General features: G+C 51.7%; 16 protein-coding genes and 1 tRNA gene. 8 read left to right on the top strand and 9 right to left on the bottom strand.

Features of this window, described 5'->3' with window-relative positions; translation table 11 throughout:
- Positions 1-10: 10 nt before the first annotated feature.
- Positions 11-1,765 (top strand): LPS biosynthesis-modulating metalloenzyme YejM, encoded by a 1,755-nt coding sequence (gene yejM, locus NXS97_RS20520; RefSeq protein ID WP_112900142.1) that lies wholly within the window; start codon positions 11-13, stop codon positions 1,763-1,765.
- A 73-nt stretch (positions 1,766-1,838) separates the two neighbouring features.
- Positions 1,839-1,915: transfer RNA gene (locus tag NXS97_RS20515), tRNA-Pro, on the top strand.
- An 84-nt stretch (positions 1,916-1,999) separates the two neighbouring features.
- Here the strand turns inward: NXS97_RS20515 and NXS97_RS20510 are convergent.
- The 7 genes from NXS97_RS20510 to NXS97_RS20480 all read right to left on the bottom strand — a co-directional run bounded on the left by NXS97_RS20510 (position 2,000) and on the right by NXS97_RS20480 (position 11,857).
- The gene (locus tag NXS97_RS20510; protein ID WP_015699874.1) at positions 2,000-2,206 is read right to left on the bottom strand and encodes a hypothetical protein; all 207 of its coding nucleotides are present in this window, start codon (positions 2,204-2,206) and stop codon (positions 2,000-2,002) included.
- Between the two features lie 96 nt (positions 2,207-2,302).
- Positions 2,303-3,331, bottom strand: coding sequence for a DUF2891 domain-containing protein (locus NXS97_RS20505; RefSeq protein ID WP_042678205.1), 1,029 nt, complete (start codon positions 3,329-3,331; stop codon positions 2,303-2,305).
- Between the two features lie 224 nt (positions 3,332-3,555).
- The gene (gene tldD / locus NXS97_RS20500; RefSeq protein ID WP_112900141.1) at positions 3,556-5,013 is read right to left on the bottom strand and encodes a metalloprotease TldD; all 1,458 of its coding nucleotides are present in this window, start codon (positions 5,011-5,013) and stop codon (positions 3,556-3,558) included.
- A 17-nt stretch (positions 5,014-5,030) separates the two neighbouring features.
- A complete protein-coding gene (locus NXS97_RS20495) occupies positions 5,031-6,380 on the bottom strand; it encodes a TldD/PmbA family protein (protein ID WP_246874115.1) in 1,350 nt (449 codons plus the stop codon).
- Positions 6,381-6,406: 26 nt separating this feature from the next.
- Positions 6,407-7,663, bottom strand: coding sequence for a co-chaperone YbbN (locus NXS97_RS20490; protein ID WP_042678204.1), 1,257 nt, complete (start codon positions 7,661-7,663; stop codon positions 6,407-6,409).
- A 29-nt stretch (positions 7,664-7,692) separates the two neighbouring features.
- Positions 7,693-9,384 carry an ABC transporter ATP-binding protein/permease gene (locus tag NXS97_RS20485; RefSeq protein ID WP_019106562.1) on the bottom strand — a complete coding sequence of 564 codons (1,692 nt, stop codon included), beginning with the start codon at positions 9,382-9,384 and terminating at the stop codon, positions 7,693-7,695.
- A gap of 28 nt (positions 9,385-9,412) precedes the next feature.
- Positions 9,413-11,857, bottom strand: a complete 2,445-nt coding sequence (locus NXS97_RS20480) for a TonB-dependent receptor (RefSeq protein WP_072138884.1) — start codon at positions 11,855-11,857, stop codon at positions 9,413-9,415.
- Positions 11,858-12,542: 685 nt separating this feature from the next.
- Between NXS97_RS20480 and NXS97_RS20475 the strand changes: the two genes are divergently transcribed.
- The 5 genes from NXS97_RS20475 to NXS97_RS20455 all read left to right on the top strand — a co-directional run bounded on the left by NXS97_RS20475 (position 12,543) and on the right by NXS97_RS20455 (position 16,258).
- Positions 12,543-13,094, top strand: a complete 552-nt coding sequence (locus NXS97_RS20475) for a sigma-70 family RNA polymerase sigma factor (protein ID WP_019106564.1) — start codon at positions 12,543-12,545, stop codon at positions 13,092-13,094.
- Positions 13,091-14,047, top strand: a complete 957-nt coding sequence (locus tag NXS97_RS20470) for a FecR family protein (protein ID WP_013026469.1) — start codon at positions 13,091-13,093, stop codon at positions 14,045-14,047. Before NXS97_RS20475 ends, NXS97_RS20470 begins: the two co-directional genes overlap by 4 nt.
- A 252-nt stretch (positions 14,048-14,299) precedes the next feature.
- Positions 14,300-14,998 (top strand): energy transducer TonB, encoded by a 699-nt coding sequence (locus tag NXS97_RS20465; protein WP_227008702.1) that lies wholly within the window; start codon positions 14,300-14,302, stop codon positions 14,996-14,998.
- A 49-nt stretch (positions 14,999-15,047) separates the two neighbouring features.
- A complete protein-coding gene (locus tag NXS97_RS20460) occupies positions 15,048-15,800 on the top strand; it encodes a MotA/TolQ/ExbB proton channel family protein (protein WP_013026471.1) in 753 nt (250 codons plus the stop codon).
- Between the two features lie 26 nt (positions 15,801-15,826).
- Positions 15,827-16,258, top strand: coding sequence for a biopolymer transporter ExbD (locus tag NXS97_RS20455; RefSeq protein ID WP_013026472.1), 432 nt, complete (start codon positions 15,827-15,829; stop codon positions 16,256-16,258).
- Between the two features lie 520 nt (positions 16,259-16,778).
- Here NXS97_RS20455 and NXS97_RS20450 read toward each other — a convergent pair.
- Complete coding sequence (locus tag NXS97_RS20450) at positions 16,779-18,293, bottom strand: alpha-N-arabinofuranosidase (RefSeq protein WP_104933522.1); 1,515 nt, start codon at positions 18,291-18,293, stop codon at positions 16,779-16,781.
- Positions 18,294-18,334: 41 nt separating this feature from the next.
- Positions 18,335-19,738, bottom strand: coding sequence for a glycoside-pentoside-hexuronide (GPH):cation symporter (locus NXS97_RS20445; RefSeq protein ID WP_019106567.1), 1,404 nt, complete (start codon positions 19,736-19,738; stop codon positions 18,335-18,337).
- Positions 19,739-20,469: 731 nt separating this feature from the next.
- Between NXS97_RS20445 and NXS97_RS20440 the strand changes: the two genes are divergently transcribed.
- On the top strand, positions 20,470-21,723 hold the full coding sequence (locus NXS97_RS20440; protein WP_014594147.1) for a mechanosensitive ion channel family protein: 1,254 nt from the start codon (positions 20,470-20,472) through the stop codon (positions 21,721-21,723).
- Positions 21,724-21,807 lie beyond the last annotated feature (84 nt).

Genomic DNA, 21,807 nt, shown 5'->3' with positions numbered 1-21,807 from the left:
ACGTCAAACTATGGTAACCAACCGACAGCGCTACCGCGAAAAAGTCTCCCAGATGATTAGCTGGGGACACTGGTTTGCCCTGTTCAATATCTTTTTCGCGCTCATTCTGGGTAGCCGCTATCTGTTGGTTGCCGACTGGCCTGCTTCACTGGCTGGGCGCATTTATGCGTACAGCAGCTGGATTGGTCACTTCAGCTTTATTGTATTTGCCGTTTATCTGCTGATTATCTTCCCGCTGACGTTTGTGGTGATGTCGCAACGTCTGATGCGGGTGATTTCGACGGTGGTCGCCACCGCCGGTTTGACACTGCTGATGGTCGACAGCGCCGTCTTTAACCGTTTCCATTTACACCTTAATCCGGTGGTGTGGGAACTGGTGATTAACCCCGATCAAAGTGAGATGGCGCGCGACTGGCAGCTGATGTTTATCGGCGTGCCGCTCATTTTTCTGGTGGAGATTCTGTTTGCCACCTGGAGCTGGCAGAAGCTGCGTAGCCTGAACCGCCGTTCGTTTGGCAAGCCGCTGGCCGCCCTTTTTATCAGCGCCTTTTTTGCCAGTCATTTGATGTATATCTGGGCGGACGCTAATTTTTATCGCCCGATCACGATGCAACGTGCGAATCTGCCCCTTTCTTATCCGATGACCGCCCGTCGCTTTCTTGAGCGTCACGGCTTGCTGGATGCGCAGGAATATCAGCGCCGTCTGGTGCAGCAAGGCGATCCTGAGGCTGCGGCAGTGCAGTATCCGCTCAGCGATATCACCTTTGCGGACAAAGGCTCACGCGATAACCTGTTGGTCATTACGGTGGATGGTCTGAACAGTGCCAGTGCCGATAACGCCCTGCCGGCGTTGAACCAGTTTGCCAGCCAGAACGTGCGCTTTACCCAGCATTTCAGCGCCGGGGACAACGCAGAAAAAGGCCTGTTTGGCCTGTTCTACGGCATCTCCCCGAGTTATATGAACGGTGTTCTGGCACAGCGGACGCCGTCTGCCCTGCTTACTGCACTGAGCACCCAGGGCTATCAGTTTGGCCTGTTCTCGTCAGAGGGGTTTAGTCAGCCACTGTATCGTCAGGCGCTGCTGTCTGACTACTCTCTGCCCCCCAGCGAGGAGCAGCCCAATACCAGCACCGTTTCACAATGGCAAAGCTGGCTGAGTGCCCAAAAAGGCGATGGTACGCCCTGGTTCTCCTGGGTGGCGCTGAACGGCCCAAGGGTGAGCGGTGATAACGACAAAGCACGTCAGCGAAGCTATATGCGGCAGGCTCCTGCCCTCAATGAACAGATTCAGGCCATCCTTACCACACTGCAACAACGTGACTTACTGAAAAACACCGTGGTGGTCATTACCGCTCAGCATGGTGTGGCGCTGGATGGCAATCCGGATAATGAAGGCAATCGCCAGACCTTGCAGGTGCCACTGGTTATTCACTGGCCGGACACGCCCGCGCAGACGGTGACTCGGCTTTCCGATCATCAGGACGTGATGGTGACCCTGATGCAGCGCCTGCTGCATGTGCGCACTAATCCGGTCAACTATGCTCAAGGCGAAGATCTGTTTGCTGCTCAGCGTCGTCATGACTGGGTCACCAGTAGCGAAGATAATAAGCTGGTCATTACCACGCCTAAAATCACGCTGGTGCTGAACAATAATGGCAGCTACCGTGCTTACGACGTCAGTGGAAATGTACTGAAAGATCACAAACCGGAACTCGCGCTCTTGTTGCAGGTGCTCACAGAAGAGAAACGTTTTATCGCTAACTGATTAATAATGAGGCAGTTAGTTGCCCGATCGCTTGCATTCGTGCAGAGAATCAGTAGACTAGCTTTCCAAAGTTCGGCACGTAGCGCAGCCTGGTAGCGCACTGTCATGGGGTGTCAGGGGTCGGAGGTTCAAATCCTCTCGTGCCGACCAAATTATCCCTTAAAAAACCAACCTTTACGGTTGGTTTTTTATTGCCTGCGATTGGTGAGGGTAAAACAATGGTAAAACCAGCCATCATTTTGCTGTGATCAGATAGCAGAAGCGCGTGGCATGAGACAACGCCGCTTCGCACATCATCGTCCAGTACATTTCTGCCCTCGTGCCCCAAAAACGTCCCACGCCCGCACCCAGAAAAAGCGCAGGCTCTAGCGTCAAGATGCCAAACGGCGTCAACGTCTTTGCCGCAAACGGACCGCGCTTTGTCATTGAAAACAGCGTCATGACAAATTCCCTGCGATATCTACAGGACCATCGGTTTACTGCTACGTATCTTGTTATCGTAACCTCAGGATGCCGGAGAGGATCTCAAACGCGAGATCACGTTTGATGATGAGCCTGGCCGTCAACAGGCGACGCCAAAGCCAGCAGTGCAAAGCTGGCAAGCCAGTGGCCGCCGCTGTAATGGCTGCCCACCACGTGAGGGAGACTGGCTGTCAGATGCCGTTCGGCTGCGGCCTGAAGCAACGAGACAGCGGGATGAGCGTTTGGCAATGCAACAGCAAGATGCCTAAAGCACCAGGCTCTGCTGAGATTCAATCCGTCAAGATGTGTGATGGTGGGATCGGTACGATCGCTGACCTCTGCAGGCTGCATCAGCGCGGTCTTACTGGCGATATCAGGTAGAAATGCATCGAACCAGTTGGCGAAGTTAACGGTGACTTTACTCATTAACATGGCTTCCGTTAATGCACCAGAAAGGTATTCGTCCCCACCGGGTTCATAATGTGCTGGATAATCAGTGTCCTCGCGGTAAAAACGTTCTGCGACATTAACGATGACGTTTTCCAGCAAGCTGTCCTCTAAAGTGCGTGCGTAATCCAGTGCTAACATCAGCGCGAAGGCAGAATTGGTATGGGTCCCGACCCGAATAGCGTAGGTCAGCTTACTGAAGTAGTCGATAAAGCGACTGCGAATGTCCTGCGTCAGTGGCTCAAGCCTCTGATACCACTGCGCAGCCTGCGGCAAGGCAGATTTTTTCAGCTCCCCGGATAAGCCAAGCAACCATGCATAACCGTAAGGACGTTCGAACGCCGTGCGAAACGGTACGGTAAAATAAGCACGTTCCTGCGCGATATTTTCTTCAGTAAAATGCGCATGAAAAACAGCAATGATTTCATCACGGCATGACAACGTGGGATAAAGGCTCAGGGCACGGAGCAACAGCCAGTAACCGTGTACCGCAGAGTGCCAGTCGTAGCAGCCATAGAAAACCGGATGCAGTACACGTGGCGACAAGGCATCACTGTCATCAAGCATTAAGTGTACAAGATGACTGGGATATTCCTGGCGCAAATAGGTTAATGGCATCCGGGCAAATGCATCAGTCCAGGATGGCGTTAATTTCATCATCATTCCTTACCCGAGAAAGCGTTAACCGTCTCAAGATTCCCCTTACCGCCAGTCAGTGACGGCAGGTTCATTTTTGGCTTATAAAACACATGATCGCTGCGGGCTCTGGCGCGTCCGCAGCGCGCGAAAACGCTGGCATCGACATTTGAACAGCGGTCAGCCCACCCGTAGCGTCCGTCAAAGCGACAAGCGCCACAGACCGGTTTCGTCGGATGATGACCTCATCGCTGGCGCGTGCCGCCAACGATGAGGTTATCCACTTTAAGCGTCGGTTGCCCTACGCCCACTGGAACATTTTGTCCCGATTTCCCGCAGGTGGCGACGCCACGATCCAGAGCCAGATCGTTGCCAACCATGCTGATCTGCTGCAGCGTTTCCGGTCCCTTTCCGGTCAGCGTGGCGCCTTTAACCGGTGTTGTAATTTTGCCGTCTTCGATCAGGTAGGCCAGCGCGCTTTGAAAGCTATATTGGCCACTGACGATATCCACCTGTCCGCTGCCCAGGTTAGCCAGATATAATCCACGTTTAACAGACGCAATGATCTCCTCAGGTTCATACTGGCCATTACGCATAAAGGTGTTTGTCATGCGCGGCATAGGAAGATACGCGTAGGACTGACGTCGGCCATTGCCAGTGGGGGGAAGTTTCATCAGACGGGCACTCAGGCTGTCGTGCATATAACCTTGCAGAATACCGTCTTCAATCAATGAGGTGCACTGCGTCGGGTGCCCCTCATCATCTGTATTGAGCGAACCCCGGCGCCCCTGTAGCGTGCCGTCATCGACGATATTCACCCCAAGTGGTGCAACTCTCTCTCCGATGCGCCCTGCGTAAACTGAGGTACCCAGCCGGTTATAGTCACCTTCAAAGCCATGCCCCATCGCTTCATGCAACAACATGCCGGGCCATCCGGCGGCAATGACAACAGGCATTCCGCCGGACGGGGCCGCAACCGCCTCTAAATTTATCAGTGCTGAATCCACCATCGTGCGTAAAGTCTGTTGCAGCACCTGATCGTTGAACATGTTGAAATCGCCGCGCCCACCTATGCCGGTCGTGGCCGACTCACGGACGCCCCGCTGCTCGACGATGACGCTGACCTGCAACAGCAGCATCGGACGAATATCTGCAGCCTGATAAAAATCATGGCGCAGGACATAGTTAACCGAATGGGACAATCGAAGGCTGGCCGTGACCTGAATCACCCGTGGGTCAAGCGCACGAGTCATTTGGTTGATTTTTTCCAGCAGACTGATTTTCTCTGCCGCCTCCCATGCCACTAAGGGATCGCGGGAGCCGATATGCGTTGACTCGGGCCGGGCTTTAACAGGTTCAGGCAGGGCGAGACAGCAATGCTTAGCGATGGTCCGCACCGATCGCGCGGCTTCGCGCAAATGTTTGAGATCAAGATGCTGAGAATAAGCGAAGGCGGTCTGATCGTACTCTACCGCACGCAGGCCGAACCCCTGATCGACATCAAACGATCCAAAGTTCACCACGCCATTTTCCATTGCCCAACTTTCATGGCGAAGACTCTGCACATATAAATCGGCGTAATCGACCCGATGGACGAGAATCCGTCCCATGATGTCCTGTAGCAGGGCATCGCTCAGGCCGTAGGGTTCCAGCAATTGCTGTTTGGCCTGTACCAGGCGAGTGGTTGTGCCTGTTTGACTCATAGTAAAACTCCTTTGGCTCAGCGTCCTGCCACCTGAAGGTTATCAATTAATACAGACCCGGAAGTCAGTGCGCCCTGGGTTATCACGTCAGTCCCGATAGCCACAATGTTGCGGAACATTTCGGCCAGGTTACCCGCCACCGTAACGCCATCAACGGCGTACCGTATTTGCCCGCCTTCAGCCCAAAAACCCCGCAGGCTTCGCGAGTAATCACCGTTAATCAACCGTGGCCCGCCGCCGCTGAAACTGGTCACGATCAGCCCGGTATGAAGTTTTTTTACCATCGCGTCGAAATCATCGCCCTTCTGCGTCAGGCTGCTGGTCAGAGACAGGTTTCCCGGCCCCCAGCCATTCCCGGTCGGAGCCATATCGAGATGGCGCGCGGCATAAGCTGAGAGGAAAAAACCCGCCAGAATCCCCTGATTAACGATCTTGCGGGTTGTGCCGCCGATACCGTCGCCGTCGAATGACCGGCTGGCGAGCCCCTGCGGCGCGAAGGGATCTTCAGTGACGCTGACGTGGTCGCTGAAAACCGTCTCGCCCAGTCTGTCAGCGAGGAAGCTGTTACGGTGATACAGCACGCTACCGCTGGTCGCCTGAACCAGATGGTCAAGCAAAGACAGCGCACATTTAGCGTCAAACAAGACCGGACAGCGCTGGCTGCCCTGAAGCGGGGCAGTATCCAGCGCCGCTATCGCGCCATTTCCAGCCCGGCGTCCAATCTCTTCCGGTGCCATGAGTGACTGGGCGTGGCGGGCAACCGAGAAATGGAAATCCAGCAGGCTGCGATTCTGCTTACGGGCCAGCGCGCGGGCTGCCATCAGGTGATTGCTCTGGCGTTCGCTGCAGCTAAATCCATGACTGTTCATGATGAAGCAGTCCGAGTGCCCGGTGTGCACGGTAACACCGTCGCTAATGACGTCGTCACCCGCTGAAACAATCCCGGCCTCTATGCGCTTTGCCAGTGCTGTCGCATCGGCTTCGTCGAGGTTCCAGGGATGCCAGAGGTCCAGTTCGTCCGATGCACGGCAAAGAAAGCGTGCCTCCGCCAGTCCGGCGAAACGATCTTCGCCGGTGTAACCTGCAATACGGCATGCGGCCTGCACCGTTTCACGCAGGCTTGCAGACGAATAGTTCGTTGAGCTGGTCGTTCCCTTATGATGACCTCGGTAAACGGTGAGAAACAGGCTGGATTGACTGGCGCGGGTGCGCGTTTTTAACCGGCCCTGACGCATTTCAAGTAGCAGTCCTGTGCTTTCGTTAAACATCACCTGCGCATCGGAAGCCCCTTCCTGCAAGGCCATCCTGATAACGCTATCAGCCAGGTCCGACAGCTGAACCCGGCTGTGCGCCAACGTATTTGCCATAGCGGCCCCCTGTTTATGCATCATTATTAAAGGTCCGGTGCCGCGGCAAGCAGGCGATTCAAAACCGTTTGCGATGCTGTGCTTATTGGCAGCGCAAGCTGCAACAGGTTTTGATGAAGCGCGTTTTCTTTACTAATAAATTCACCATTTAGCGACTTCCATTCTTCTCTGAGCTGGGCGATCTCCCCCTGAGTGAGCTTGCCCGTCGGCGTTTGACGCTCTTTCGCCATAAACCATCCCATTCGCTTCTCTGGTGTGGCGCGATCGTCGTCGCTCCAGCCTGAGTGGATTTGCATAATGTGGAAATGCGCCCAGTTCATATTTTTCGTGATGATGTCCCACCGTTCACCGTCGGTCGTAACAGGAAACGGTGAAAGATGTTGGATCATCATGGCGACTATCTTTTCCAGCTGTCGGTCTGACGTTTGGAAGCCAGACAACAGGGAAGATGCCAGATTGCCAATATCGGCCCAGGCCTGCGGTGTCGTTTCGCGTCCGGCAAACCGGTCAGCGCACAGTGTTTGCCACTGCGCCAGTAGCGTTATTAGCTCGGGCGCACGCAGATGATTATCCCAGGGGAAGAACCCATCGCTCAGCCACCACTGCATAAACGCTGGTGGCACCAGCCGGTAATCTTTACCTGCCCGTAACGCCCCAAACAGGCCTTCCACCTGTTCCACCGTGAGATATTCACAACGGTCAAGCAGGCAGCCCAGTGCAGCGGAAAGCCCGGTGATACGTTCAAATGCATTACTGTCGGGTTGATGGACCATCGCCGCCGCAAGGGTGCCTTTACCCTCGATCCAGTAGCGACTCTGGCCCGTGGTAATCTCTCGCTCGCGGGCATGTCGCAGTACACGTGCCGCAATAAAAGCGAGCAGTTCGTCATCCCCATAGAAACTGCCCCATTCCAGACTTTCGTCCTGCTGTACGTGCACTGTGGGTACCGAGATGTTGACCTGATGGTTGGCAAGCCATTCGTTGAGCTGAGCCAGAGACTGAGCGCCCACTAACCGAACCGGGTCCTGAGCCGGGTTAAACAGCAATAAGGTGGGAATGCCCCGTACGCTAAAGCGCTGCATGATGGAAGGATATTTTTCGACATCAAGTTTGGCGACCAGTAAATGTCCCGCCGTGTTGCGGGCCAGCTTATCGATAATCGGCGACATCGCTCGGCAAGGCGCGCACCAGGGGGCCCAGAGATCGACGAGAACCGGTAACTGAGCATCGGCCAGAAAGACATCAAGCTCAAGATCGGTTAATACAATGGATTTATGCGTCATAGTGTTTCCTTTGCAAGCGTTAACGCTCATTAACGGGCCGTGAGCGTGAGAATATGAGGGTGGAAGTGTTCAAGCTCTTTACGGTGTGCCACGCTGATAAGCGTACAGTTGGGCAACTGGTCGATAAGCGCCTGATAAAGTCGGTTTTCTGTCTGCGGATCGAGTGCGCTGGTCGCTTCATCAAGAAACAGCATTTCGGGTTTGTGCAACAGCACCCGGGCCATCGCCAGCCGTTGCTGTTCGCCGCCGGAGAGCACCTGCTGCCAGCGGTCAAATTGTGTTAACGAAGCGGCGTGAGCCTCCAGGCAGCAGTCAATTAACGCCTGTTGGCACTGCTGATCGGTAAAAACGTCAGGTTCAAGCGGATAGGTCAGCGCACTTTTTAACGTGCCTACCGGGATATAGCTTTTCTGGGGTAAAAAAAGCGTACGAACAGACTCGGGGGCAATAATAGTGCCTTCGCCATAAGGCCAGAGCCCGGCGCAGGCGCGTAATAGCGTGCTCTTACCACAGCCCGAACGGCCACGAATCACCCAGCGCTCGCCCGCCTGTACCTGCCAGTGCGGCAGATGGGACAGTAATGAACCATCTGGCTGCCGAAGCGTCAGGTTCTCGCACTGCAGGCGCGTCCCCTGATGCTTCAGTAAAATCCCTGAGGGCTTATCGCGCGCTTTATTTAACGCCCAGAGCAGATCACGAAGTCGGTTGGACAGCGCCATCCAGTTGGTAAATGACTGATAAGCCTGTGGGAAAAAAGAAAGCGTGCTAAGCAAGGTTCCGTAGGCCATCGTGATTTGCGTCAGGCCGCCCATCGTTATTTTTCCCGACAGTAGCAACGGGAGTGCCAGCAGCGTGGGTAAGGGCGAAAATACCTGCGAAAAAAAGCTCTGGAAAAAGTTGAGTCTGAACGTCTTACGCATCATCAGCAGGGTATTGGCGCGCACCCGTTCAAAGCGCGAAAATAGCCGCCGCCGTTCACGCTCTCCACCTTCAAAAAAAGCAATTTGCTCGGCGTTTTCCCGAACCTGCATGCCAAGGAAACGAAAGTCAGCTTCCACCGTTTGTTTATTCATATTCACGCCGATCAGGACTTTACCCAGCCAGTGCGCCAGCGCGAGGTGGGCAACAGAATACAAATAGACGACAATCACCATGTAACCGGGAATAGATAATGTCGTGCTGCCCAGGCTAATGGATAACGCGCCTGATAATCCCCACAGCACAATGGTGAAAGTGACCATGTTGACCAGCACATTAATAATGTTGGTCGATAAATTGATTGTGACGTCGGTAAAAAGATTGATATCTTCCGCAACGCGTTGATCGCTGTTGCTGATAACGTTGTCCCGTTCTAACTGATAATAAGCAGGATGTTCTGTCCAGCGTTCCACAAAGCGAGCGGTCATCCATGTCCGCCATCGCAACGTGAGATAGTTTATCGCCAGTACGCTTATCAAAGGCAATACCGTGGTTAACGCGCCGATAATCAGGCTTTCAATCATGACATTGCTGATTACCGGCCAGTTAAGTGCGACCAGTGCATCGGTTAATTTTCCGTGTAGCCTGTTCAATGCGACAAAGGCATAGGTCGTGGTAAAATTAATTGTCAGGATGACAGCCAGTAATAATATAGCCAGCCATTTCTCTGATGATATCCAGAAAGGATAGATTAATTGCCACGTACCCGGACGGTTATCATCCGATGGGATTTTATTTACCACGTTAGTATACTCTGGTGATTTACATGTATCAGAACGAATAAGTCAGCGTCAGACGTGCTGTCCTGTCAGGTTTCACACTGATAAACTGAGGGGTTGAGGTGTAATAATAGAGTGTGCGATTAAATATATTATTCACGCCCAGCGTCACCGTATATTTAGGCTGATGATAGAAAACGGAGGCATCCGTTTGGGCCCAACCGCCCTCTTTAAAATAGTTGTTTCTGTAACCGTTCCAGGTACTGCTTGCTGCCTGTACCCCGACACCCGCACCCAGTCCCTGTAATTTCCCTTGCTGTATTTCATAGGTGGTCCAGAGGCTCGCGGTATGTTTTGGCTGACCCACAACTTTGCTTTGGTAACCGATAAGTGCCGCGTTGTCGGGATCTTTTGACTGAGAGAAAGTATAACTGGTGGTGATATTCCAGCCCGGCAATATCTGACCATTTAAATCGAAATCGAAACCTTTGGTTTCCCTTCCCTGTGTCCCGACTGGTTGACCGGCAAAATTCGTAATGATGAGATTTTTTTGAATAATGTCAAAGGCTGACGTCGTAATCGTCAGGTTATCGTCGAGCAGACTGAATTTAAAGCCGGCCTCCTTCGATTTTCCTGTGGAAGGTGCAAATGCACTTCCGGTCCGGGGGTCCAGCAATCCACTTGTCTGAAAACTGTTGAGTAAATTAGCATAGACGGTGACCTCAGGCGTAATGTCATAACTCACACCGTAGCTGGGCACCCATTTCGTTTCATCTGAAAAGGTAATTAAAGTGCGCGTCGGTGAAACATAGGCTGTCGATTTTGACGTCCATTGCGCTCGCTTGGCGGACAATTGCAGATGCAGCTTTTTCCAGAAATCAATCTGGTCCTGAAGAATAATTCCCTTTTGTTGTTCGAGCGTATTATAGTTTTTAGCGGTTGGATCGGGTATTGGCGGAAAAGAAAGGCTGTCAGGATTGTTATAATTTCCCGTCGTGAAGATTCGCCCTTGAGCCAGTTCCCAGTCGGTGGTCTCTGTATGTTGGTAATCATAACCCACCAGAACATTATGGGTTAACGGCCCGGTATCGAATTTGCCCCGGATATCGTTCTGCAGGCTTAAGGACGTGGTGTCCTGTCTGATACCCAGCTCGTGGCTCAGTAAATTGCCATTGCGCGCGGCATTGTAAACTTCATGAACGCGGAAATTATTCACGCTGTCCACATAAGCGGCTTTACTGTTAAACGACCAGTTATCTGACAGATCCTGCTTTAGTTCATAATAGGTAGTTTTAGAATCAAGAGCGAAGTGGTCATCTTTATCACCCAGTCGGTATTCAGGCAGTTTTAAAATATGGCCGTTACTATAAAGAGTTGCTGCAGGGCCTGATTTTCGGGTATTGGTAAATTCGGCGCCCACTTTTATATGTGTTTTTTCCCCTTCCCATGCGAGAACCGGTGCAAGGTAGTCGGCACGATTACCATTAAAATCCGGGAAGCTGTTATCGGAGTGCATGGTGGATGCATTAAGGCGGTAGCGGAACGTTTTATCGTCGTTTAATGGTCCGCCGAGATCGATTGCGGTTTTGACTTCACCATATTTGGCCACCTCGACTTTTATTGTATGCAGTGGGTAAGCCGTCGGCGCTTTACGGACAACGTTAACCGAACCCGCAGGTGAGCTGTTTCCTGCTAATACCGCCTGTGGTCCTTTTAATACCTCAATACGCTCAACACCATCAATACTGGAGTAACCTAAAGGGCTGCCGTTTACCGCGTTGCTGGGATTGGATACGCCGTCTGTGGAACCTGAGGTGATGGCAAAACCACGGATGCTAACGCCATTTTGTCCGCGATTACCGGTACTAAGATTGACCCCTCCTACGTTACGCAGCGCATCTTCCACAGAGGTGGCCTGCTGATCGTCCAGCACTTTGCGGCTGATGACCTGAACGGACTGTGCCGTATCCTGCAGGGATAAATTGGTGCGCGTCGCAGAACTCGACATTGATGGATTATATACCGTTTCATCTTCGCTGCGTTCTGCCTCACCGTTAACGGTAATCGTTGGCAGAGTCTGACCGCTGTCCTGCGCAGCTTGCAAATCTGAGGCGGGTTTAACCGGCGAGGTGGGATTCATCGCATAGATAGTCAGCGTACCATTAGGCGTGGTAGTGACGGAAAGTGGCGTTCCCTGCAACTGTTGCAAAATAGCCTGCTTCAGCGTGAAGTGACCTTTAATCTGTTTAGCCTGGTAAGGCGCCACCAGTTTAGGATCGAACGAGATGGTTTGATGACTTTGACGGGCTATCGCTAATAAACCTTGCTCCAGAGAACCCGAAGGCACGGAATAATTGATTGCCGCAGGCGCTGCAGCATAACCTTCCTGCAACGCAAGTAGCGGAAAGGCAGTAATGGCCAGGGCAATATTTACCGCCAACGCCAGACGGCCTTGGGTAAAATACGTTTTCTTTGCATGATGCGGTGCTTCGTTCATTGCTACAGCTCCAGCAGAAAAGGTAAAGGGACTACGTCATATTGTTATGAGTCGATTATTCTTCTCAGTAGGTATGTGCAATGAGATTTAAAAAGTGACACCTCATTAGGGTGTTTGTGTGAAAAAAATCACTTAACTTGAAAACATTAATAATATTAACTATTTAAATTCAAAATTAATTTATAAGTTATTCATCACTGTGTAACCCAACGCCGAGTGAACGGCGACGCATTAGCGCACCATTCTGGTGCTTAATTGGATGTGAGCTTTTACTGGGCGCTCTCTGGTGAATCAACACTCGCATCAATGACGCTTCACGTCAGGAAGATGAAACGCGTTAATAAAAAAAATCATACTCTTATCTTTCGTTCTGTCTTGTCTCCGCCGTCAGCGACAGATGAACGCAGCACCTTTGCGGTGCAGCCTACTGAGGCTGGCCTTCAAGCGTCAAAAAGATGGCACAAGAGAAGTGAGTGGCAGAGCGTAACGATGCATTTATAACAAGCTGAATAGTAATAAATAAAAAAATAAACTTAAAAAAGAAAAGTCCGGAAACACATTGGCCTTTCTTTTGCTTGGTAGGCAAAGGTTTTTCCCACAATAAGCTGCACCTTAGCGCAAGGTAGAAAGTGGGTTCCATTTCTCGGTCTTTATTGAGGCGCTGAGAAAGGTGTTAAGTTTTCAGATGGGGGACATTATGCCTGCCGACATGACCGATCGTTCAGATATATTAACGCTTATTTTTCGCAGCGATTATCGCTGGCTGACGGATAAATTACGGCGTCGAATTAGCTACGGCACCATGGCAGAAGATATCGCTTCTGAAGCGTTTTTACGTCTGGCGGCAATTCCGGAACTGCCCCACATTCGCGAGCCGAGGGCCATGCTGACGACACTGGCCCAGCGCGTGTTATATGAAAACTGGCGACGCCGCGACCTTGAACAGGCTTATCTCAAAGCTCTGGCGGATAGCCCACAGCATTGTCACCCCTCGCCCGAAGAACTGGAGATGGTGATGGAGTCTTTACTGGCTATCGATCGCGCTCTGGATGGCCTGGCCGTAAATGCGAGAAAGGCCTTTTTGCTCAACCAACTGGATGGCATGACCTATGCTGAAATCGCTAAAGAGCTTGGCGTATCAGCCAGTATGGTGCGTAAATATGTGGCTAAAGCACTGACGAATTGTTATCTGGTGGCTCAGGGTCAATCTGACCCGATGGCGGGACATCACAAATGAAACTTACCCAGCGTCCCGACGACGTCGCGCAGGAAGCAATTGAGTGGATGGTGCTGTTACGCTCGGGCGATGCCACAGAAGATGACTTCCGGCAGTATGAGCGCTGGCGTTATTCCGACGATCGTCACGACGCCGCCTGTGCAAAAATTGAAGCAACGTTGGGTAAGATTCAGACGCTAAACCACAGTATACCCACAGAAAATCTGCGCCAGACGTTGCTTGCGCCGTCAAGCCGCCGTCAGTTCCTGCAAAAAGCCTGTGGCGTTGCCGCGTTAGGTGTGTTCAGTGGGTTGATATTAAACCAGCGATATCCTTTGCCCTACCTGTTATCCGATGCTTATACCGATACCGGACAGCGGCGCAGGATCCAACTTAACGACGGCAGCACGCTGGATATGAATGCCCGCACGGCGTTGAATATTTCGCTGGATGAAACCTTGCGCAAAGTGGAACTGCGCACCGGTGGCATCATTGCCGAAGTGGTCGACGATCAACGCCCGTTCACCATTGCCACCCACGCAGGGCGAATTCTTGCGCAGGAAGCCCGTTTCCATGTTCGGCAGGAATCGAGCGGTATTCATTTGGCCGTCCTGAACGCGGTGGTAAAAGTGACCAATCGAAACGGTGACAGTCGGCAGGTTCAGGCAGGCCACGGCCTGTGGTTCGATCATCAGTCGTTTATTCCGCTGGGCGTCTCGCCCTATGAGGAAACCGCATGGACGCAGGGTCGCCTGGAAGTGAAAGATGCTACGCTGGGTTCCGTGATTAACTCACTGAAAAATTACAGTCCTGCCGTCATTCGCGTCGCCCCGGCCGTCGCTGACCTGCGAGTCAGCGGCAACTTCCCGCTTGATAATATTCCCTACACGCTCGACGCGCTTGCCCAAACAATGCCGATTGCGATCACTCGCACTACGAATTACTGGATCAGGATCGAGCCGGCCGCGTCATAAAAATTTGCGTTTTTTCTTCCCCGGCCGGTGTCATTTTTTCATTCTCGTTGCACATACAGGATAAGTCTTCCAGAAACTGCTGCTGAGAATCATTAAGCAGTAGCGATTTATCGTGAGGTAGTAGTGAAAGCAGAGCGCCTTATTTTCAAAGATCATCTTTCAGTGCCTGTAATACCAACGGCTCCCCTGATTGCTCCGCAAGGCGCGCAGAGTTCCTGTAAAAAAAATCTGCCAAAGCTGGCGGTGAGCGCGGTGGTTATCTTGCACCTGGCACTGATTGCCATGGCTATTACCCACACCACTCAATACCATCCGCTGAATATTATTAATCCCGCGACCCAAACCAGTATTGAAGCAACCATGGTCGAGGCGCCTGCTGAACCCGTACCGGTTCCGGAGGTCGTCAAAGCGCCACCTGTCCTGACCGCCGATAACAGCACGCGCGAAATCGATCAGGATGACGTCAAGCCGGTTGTACCGCCACCTGAGCCAAAAGTCGTGCCGCCTAAGCCCAAACCAAAGCCAGTTGTTCGACACAAAACGTTAACGGAAAAAACGCACCCGGTCGAACCGGTTAAACCTTCACCCGTGCAAAATGCAAAAGTGGCGGAACGAACGGCGATTCCCGCCACGTCTCAAGGGCAAATGCTGAAAAGCGTACCGAATGCTGCCCCCAGGAATGTCGCCACAGTGGGTTGCCAGGTACCGGCTCCGGACTATCCACGTAGGGCGAAACGGCTTCAGGAACAGGGCGAGGTGCTAATCCGCCTGATCATTAACTCCGATGGCACGGTGAAACACCGCGAAATTGCACGGAGCAGCGGCTTTGACGATCTGGATCAGGCGGCAATGGAAGCCGTTTCCCGAATACGCTGCAATCCTTACATGGAAAACGGCCAGGCGATTTCCGTTATGACGATTCAACCCATCACGTTCAAATTATCCAGCTAGGGCAGGATGATGATGAGCGGGCGCTTTTCTTACTAATTGAGGATGCATTATGAATGAGTTTGGCATTGAACATGTATGGGAACAGGGTGACATCATTACCCGGTCAGTGGCCATTATCCTGCTAATTATGTCGGTCATGTCCTGGTCGGTCATTGTTATAAAATGCATACAAGGCGCGGGCATGAAAAAGATAGCCCACCGCACCAAGCATTTATTCTGGAGTCAAAAGACGCTACCGGCAGCCATTGATACCTTGGGTGCCAACGGTAACAACCCGTTTCGCGACCTTGCCATCGCCGGACACGCGGCCATGTCCCACCAATATACGATTGAAGCAGGCATCAGCAACAATCTGGATATTAGCGACTGGCTGGCCCGCGCCCTGAAAAACAGTATCGACGACAGCGCTGCCAATCTGCAATCAGGCCTGGGGATCCTTGCCTCCATTGGCAGTACGGCGCCATTTGTAGGTTTGCTTGGCACCGTTTGGGGGATCTATCATGCGCTGCAGTCCATCAGCATGGCCGACCAGCCCGATCTGGCTCACGTTGCCGGGCCGGTGGGCGAAGCGCTTATCATGACGGCATTTGGCCTTTTCGTGGCTATCCCGGCAGTTCTGGGGTTTAACACCATAAGTCGTCGCAACCGCGCCCTTCAGCACGCCATCGCGCGTTTTGCCAACGACCTGCACGCTTATTATCTTACCGGCTCACGTATTACGTCTAACGTAGAGGAACTGCACGCTGGCGATAAAGCTCAGTCGAGCCCTGTTCAGCCATTTCGCGCCAGTCAGCCAGTTTAGCGCGGCCTTCTCAGGAGACGTGAAAAATGAGTATGTCAGGTAAATCACAGTTTGAGTCAGATGACGATCCGCTGGTCAATGATATTAATATGACCCCTTTTATTGATGTCATGCTGGTATTGCTGATTGTCTTTATGATTACCTTGCCGGTGATCAATCCGGCGGTAAAAGTCAATTTGCCCAAAGCTAACGCCAGCATGGTCGATAAGAACATTAAATCAGTGAATATCTCGCTGACGGCCAACGGGAATATTGCCTGGGATAAAGAAACACTCGATGACGCCGCCTTTGTAGCCCGGCTGCAGGATGCGGCAAAACTGCCTGAACCGCCGCATATCCGTATCTATGCGGATCAGGGAACCCCGTATGGGCGAGTGGCCTTCGTGATGACAAGTGCCCAGAGTGTTGGTTTAACAAAGTTTGATTTTGTGGTGGATAAAAAAGTGCCGGCTGCCTGAGCGTCATTTAACTGCATTTGTCAATAACAGATAAAAAACACAGGCTGTTCGATAGTCAGGAATGACTGTGCCGAGCGGGTTAATCAATGACCAACAGCGAATAAAGGCCAATATGCGCTGTTAAAAAAGCATCATGCCAGGATTTCGTTTAAGGGAAACATTTATTCTGATGCGTAGAACGTCGCCCCGATAAACAGGGTTCATGATTCCGGAAAGGCGCGATAAACAATGATAAAAAACCCACGCGCTGTCAGATTGTAGATTGTCGCTGCGGCCGTATGGGGCGAAGGTTTTTTACTGGAACCTATTAGCAAATATCCGTCATGAACGGGAATTTGATAAAAGGTCAATTGCCTTTATCTCCTCACGTTATATCGTAAATCTGGCCGAAATCCTGGAGTAAGGCGATTGATAAACCCGGCCCAGTTCGGTCAAAACCCACGCGATAGTGGGTTTTGAGTGGCTCCGCCGCTTCATCACCTTCGCCAGAAACATCCGACACTGGCGGGTTTATCCCTGTTCAGCATTGCAGATCGATCAGCACCATGTTCCAGCTGAGAGGCGGGAGCGACACCTGTTTCTGGCGACGCTGCTCATTTGTCAGCGTGCGGGGTTGCGGCACCACATTATCCGGCTGAGAGAAGGTATTTCTGGCATCCAGCGCATGGCCGGCTAACACGATATGTTGTGAGAGTACTCCCTCACCAAACGCATCCAGCATAAACCTGATGTCTGTTGCGTCATGGTCGTGTGTATTGAGCGCAAAGAAGGCAATTTGCTGCCTCTCTTCATTGTACACCGCCGCGCTTTGTACCTGCCGGGTTTCGCCATGCACCGTGTTAACGGTGGGAACGTTGGCAAAATAGCGCAGCGCGTGCCCGCGTCCATACTGGCTCACCATCTGGAAAGGCCAGAAGATGGTCTGGCGAATCACCTCGCCGCCGGGGCGGGTAAAGATGGGAGCAATCACATTGACCAACTGGGCCAGCGACGCCATTTTCACCCGGTCACAATGATTGAGTAATGAACACATCAGCCCGCCAAACGTCAGCGCGTCCAGGAAGGTATAAGACTGCTCCAGCAGGGGCGGCGCTTCCTGATAAAGGTTGTTGGGATCGATAAAGTGATCCTGCCAGGGTTCGCCTTCGATTGACCAGATGTTCCATTCATCAAACGACAGCATCATCTTTTTATCGCTGCGCAGTTTGGCTTTTACATAGTCCGCCGTGGCCGTGATGGTATGAATAAAATCATCCATTCTCTGGAACGACGCTAAGAAATCCTGCGGGTTACCGGTGCTGTTTTCAAAATAATGGTGGCATGAAAGGTAATCGATCTGATGATAGAGCCCTTCCAGAACGATACGATCCCATTCCGGGTAGCTGGCCTGTAACGAGTTAGAGCTGCCACAGGCGACCAGCCTGATATCCCGGTCGACCCAGCGCATGATTTTTGCCGTTTCCCGCGCTTTTTTAACGTAATCCTCCGCGCTCAGCTGCCCGGTTTGCCACTCGCCGTCCATCTCATTACCCAGGCACCAGAGTTTAAAATTATACGGCGTTTCCCGACCATGCTGGATGCGCAGATCGCTGAGCGCAGTGCCGGACGCCAGATTACAGTATTCAATAAAGTAACCGGCCTCCTGCGGCGTACCTGTGCCGAGGTTGACGGCGATCATTGGCGTCACCGCATATTTCTCACACCAGGTGGCGAACTCATCGATGCCAAACTGGTTGCTTTCTTTCGTCAGCCACGCGTAATCCAGCCTGACCGGGCGCTCGGCTTGCGGGCCAATGCCGTCACGCCAGTTATAGCCTGAGACAAAGTTACCACCGGGATAACGTACGGTGCTGATCCCCAGATCCTGCACCAGTTCCCCCACGTCCTGCCTAAAGCCGTGTTGATCCGCCGTGGCATGCCCAGGTTCATAGATGCCGCTATAGACAGCGCGCCCAAGATGCTCAACAAAGGAGCCGTAAAGGGCGTCGTCCACCCGGTCGATGTAGTTTTGTTTTTGGAAAAAGTACGTAATCATTTTCTTCCCTTCTGTCTTCATAACGAATTACGGATAAAGGCTTACTCGGGATGCGTTGAGAACAGATCGTCTTCAATGGTTTTCATTTTGGCTGTGGTCAATATGTAGCGCGAACGGACCAGCCACACAGACAGCAGATAACCCACGACGGGAATCCAGACCATCAGCGCATAAATCCCGGCGATGGCGCGGCTGCTTTGCACAGCAATGTTGGCCTGATAACCGGTGACCGACAGGACAGCCCCCACAATCGCGCCGCTGACGGCCAGCGCAATTTTGAGTGAAAACAGGTTGCCAGAGGCACAGATCCCAGACAGGCGCTTGCCTGTTTTCCAGTCGCCATAGTCATCAACGTCACCGATAAACGACCACAGGATAGGCGCACCAATCTGATGAATGACTGACAGGATAAAAAACCAGCCAAACACCAGTACCACGTTCTGGGCGGGCAAAAAGAAGAACACCACTGACATCGCCAGCGCGACCGCTTTGCATGCCTGATAAACCTGAACCTTACACCACCGGTTCGTGAAAAACGGGGTAATGTAAGAGCCAAGAATACCGGCAACAATGCCGGTGCTCAGGAACAGCGTGGCGTAGTAATCGTTTAATCCCATCACGTACTTCGCAAAGTAGATACAGGCGGCGCCGCGCACAAAAGAAGGGATACAGTCCAGAAACATGGCAAAGACACAGACGACCCACTGATCGTTTTTTGTGATTTGCCGGATAATAGTGAAAATGGATTCTCCGGCATTGCTCTTGGGTGTAATGCGCTCCCGGGTGGTTGCCACACAAAAAACAAACAAAAACAGGGAAATGATGGCAAAAATGGTGATGACCCAGAAGAAACCGATTTGCCGGTTTCCGTTACCGAAAAAGGCCACCATTGGCAGTAATGTCAGCGTGCAGAACAGGCTGGCGAGCCCGGCGCCCATAAAACGGAATTGCTGACAGGACACCCGTTCTTGCGCGTTGGTAGTGATTACGCCGCCCAGCGAGCAATAAGGAATGTTAACCCCGGAATAAAGCAGCGACAAAATCAGATAGGTAATAAAGGCATACATGACCTTTGCATGCCCCTGTAAATCCGGTGTGTAAAACATCACCATACAGCTAATGGCAAAGGGTACGGCAAAGCCTATAATCCAGGGACGAAAACGGCCCCATCGCGTCGCGGTTTTATCAATATAAGCGCCGTAAAAGGGGTCGAAAACCGCATCGGCAAATCGTACAACAAGAAAGATGGTCGCCACCACGCCCGGCGCAAGGCCAAATATATCCGTATAGAAAAACGACAAGAACATGGTTATCGGATTAAACAACATATTGCAGGCCGCATCGCCGGCGCCAAAACCGGCTTTTTCAATAAAGCCCACTCTGCCCGAGCGCGCCGACTGAACACGACCACCGGGGTGACTGCTAGAGATAGTGTGAGTTTTCATTTTCCACCTTCCTGAAAAGAGGTGGAGATAAGCATATGTTTTTGAGGTATTTTTAACCTACAGCATGCCTCTCATAAGTCAAATTACGGCGATATCCTCCATATATTTAGCGTAAATAGCTATAAATACAGAGTGTAAAACCCGCATTTTGCAGCGCCTTTTAATCAGGCCGACAACATGTCACTAAGAAAAAAAAAACACGCCTGAGCGACAGCAGGAACAGGTTCAATAAAATCATGAGCATCGGGAAAATATAACCTTAATTCAATGATGCTCATTTATATGCAGGGAGTTAACGCGCGCATAGCATCCCCGGTACAATATGACGATACTGATATCTGCCTGTCCTGAGTAACCGAAAGGCTAAAGACCTGTTGCCGAAACTGACCGTTATGAGGCGGCGAAAAATACCTCTGTGGCACAGTACAAAGCCGGTTACCCATGCACTGCCCTGGTGAACGCGCCAGCGCTCGCAGGACGCGTACGTGAACCTCAGCACAGGCAGTACAGTCATGGCCTGAACGAGCCAGACTTTCGTTGACTGCCCCGCTCTGCCGCCCCTGTTCACGCGTCAGACAGGCCGGCGATGCCACAGGCGTAAAGTGGCACTATGGCATGATAAATCAATTCAATTAACTTACCCCTCGCACGACGTTCAAACGCACGCTACGCTTATCGCCATTATCAGGTTTGTGATTGAATACAGACAAATTTCCAGGCATACGATTAACATGAATTATTTGAACGACATACAACACTTTATCGAGAACAAACCTGCTCTTTCCATTGCTATTAACATCGTTGTGTTGATTGTCGCGGGCCTGGTTGCGCATCTGATTTGTAAGTTTTTGGTTGTCAAAGTCGTACGTAAGGTGTTCTTCAGCAGCCATAAAAATCAGGTGCCGCTGGACAAAGACGTCAGGCTGTCTGAAAAGCTGTCTAATTTTATTCCGGTGATCACCGTCTACTTCCTGCTGCAGTTTATGCCGGACTTACCCGAGCATCTGCTGATTGCCATTAAGACCATCTGCGGCATTTTGTTTATGGTCTACCTGTCGCTGTTCTTTAATGAAGTACTTGAGATTATCAATATCTCCTACGTAAAAAAGTCGAAACGTAAAAACCATTCCATTAAAGGCTATATTCAGGTCGGCAAAATTCTGGTGCATATCATTTCGGCGATTATGATCCTGGCTATCATGTCGAATAAGTCGCCAGTCATTATTATCTCCAGTCTGGGTGCGGTGGCAGCGGTACTGATGTTGATATTTCAGCACACCTTACTGTCGCTGGTGGCGAATATACAGCTCTCTTCGAATGATGTGTTGCAGCTAGGCGACTGGATAGAGCTTCCGGTCAATAATATCAGTGGAGAGGTAGTGGATATCGCCCTTCACACCATTACTATTCGCAACTGGGACAATACTCTGTCCCGCGTTCCCACCAAAACCTTTCTGACCGAAACCTATACCAACTGGCAGGCCATGTTCTCATCCGGTGCACGCCGGATCATGCGCAGTTTCTACATTGATCAAACGTCCATAAGCTTTGTAAATCACGCCATGCTCGAGCCCATGACGCAGATTCGCGGCATTAATGAACAACTGTCCAAACTTATGGATGGTCGCGAACTGAGTGCCGTCGGCGATCGCTGGTTCGTTGAAAATGGCATGACGAATTTGATGATCTTTCGTCACTATCTCACCGCCTGGCTGGCTCAGCGAGATGATATCCATAAAGAGATGTATATCGTGGTGAGGTCAATGAAGCCGTCTTCTGAGGGGCTGCCCATTGAGATCTACTGCTTTACGTCGTCTGTGCTTTGGGTCGATTATGAACATACCCAATCGGCCATCTTCGAATACGTATATGCCATCGCTAACGTCTTTTCGCTGCGCATTTACCAGCGTCCTGCAGGCAGCGACCTGAGTTTTCTGGCTCAGGAACGTCTTCGCCCTGAGAGTGAGCATGAAGCCCAGACCTGAAAACCTCTGATTGGCCTGCTGCCTGACAGACATCAACAGGACTAAACGATTTCTGTTTGCCGGGCTGTGCTGAACAGCCCGCTG

It is taken from the genome of Pantoea sp. B623, from assembly GCF_024814475.1.
GTDB lineage: Bacteria > Pseudomonadota > Gammaproteobacteria > Enterobacterales > Enterobacteriaceae > Pantoea > Pantoea ananatis.
The sequence above is the reverse complement of the archived record's forward strand: the minus strand, read 5'-3'. Positions and strand labels throughout refer to the sequence as shown.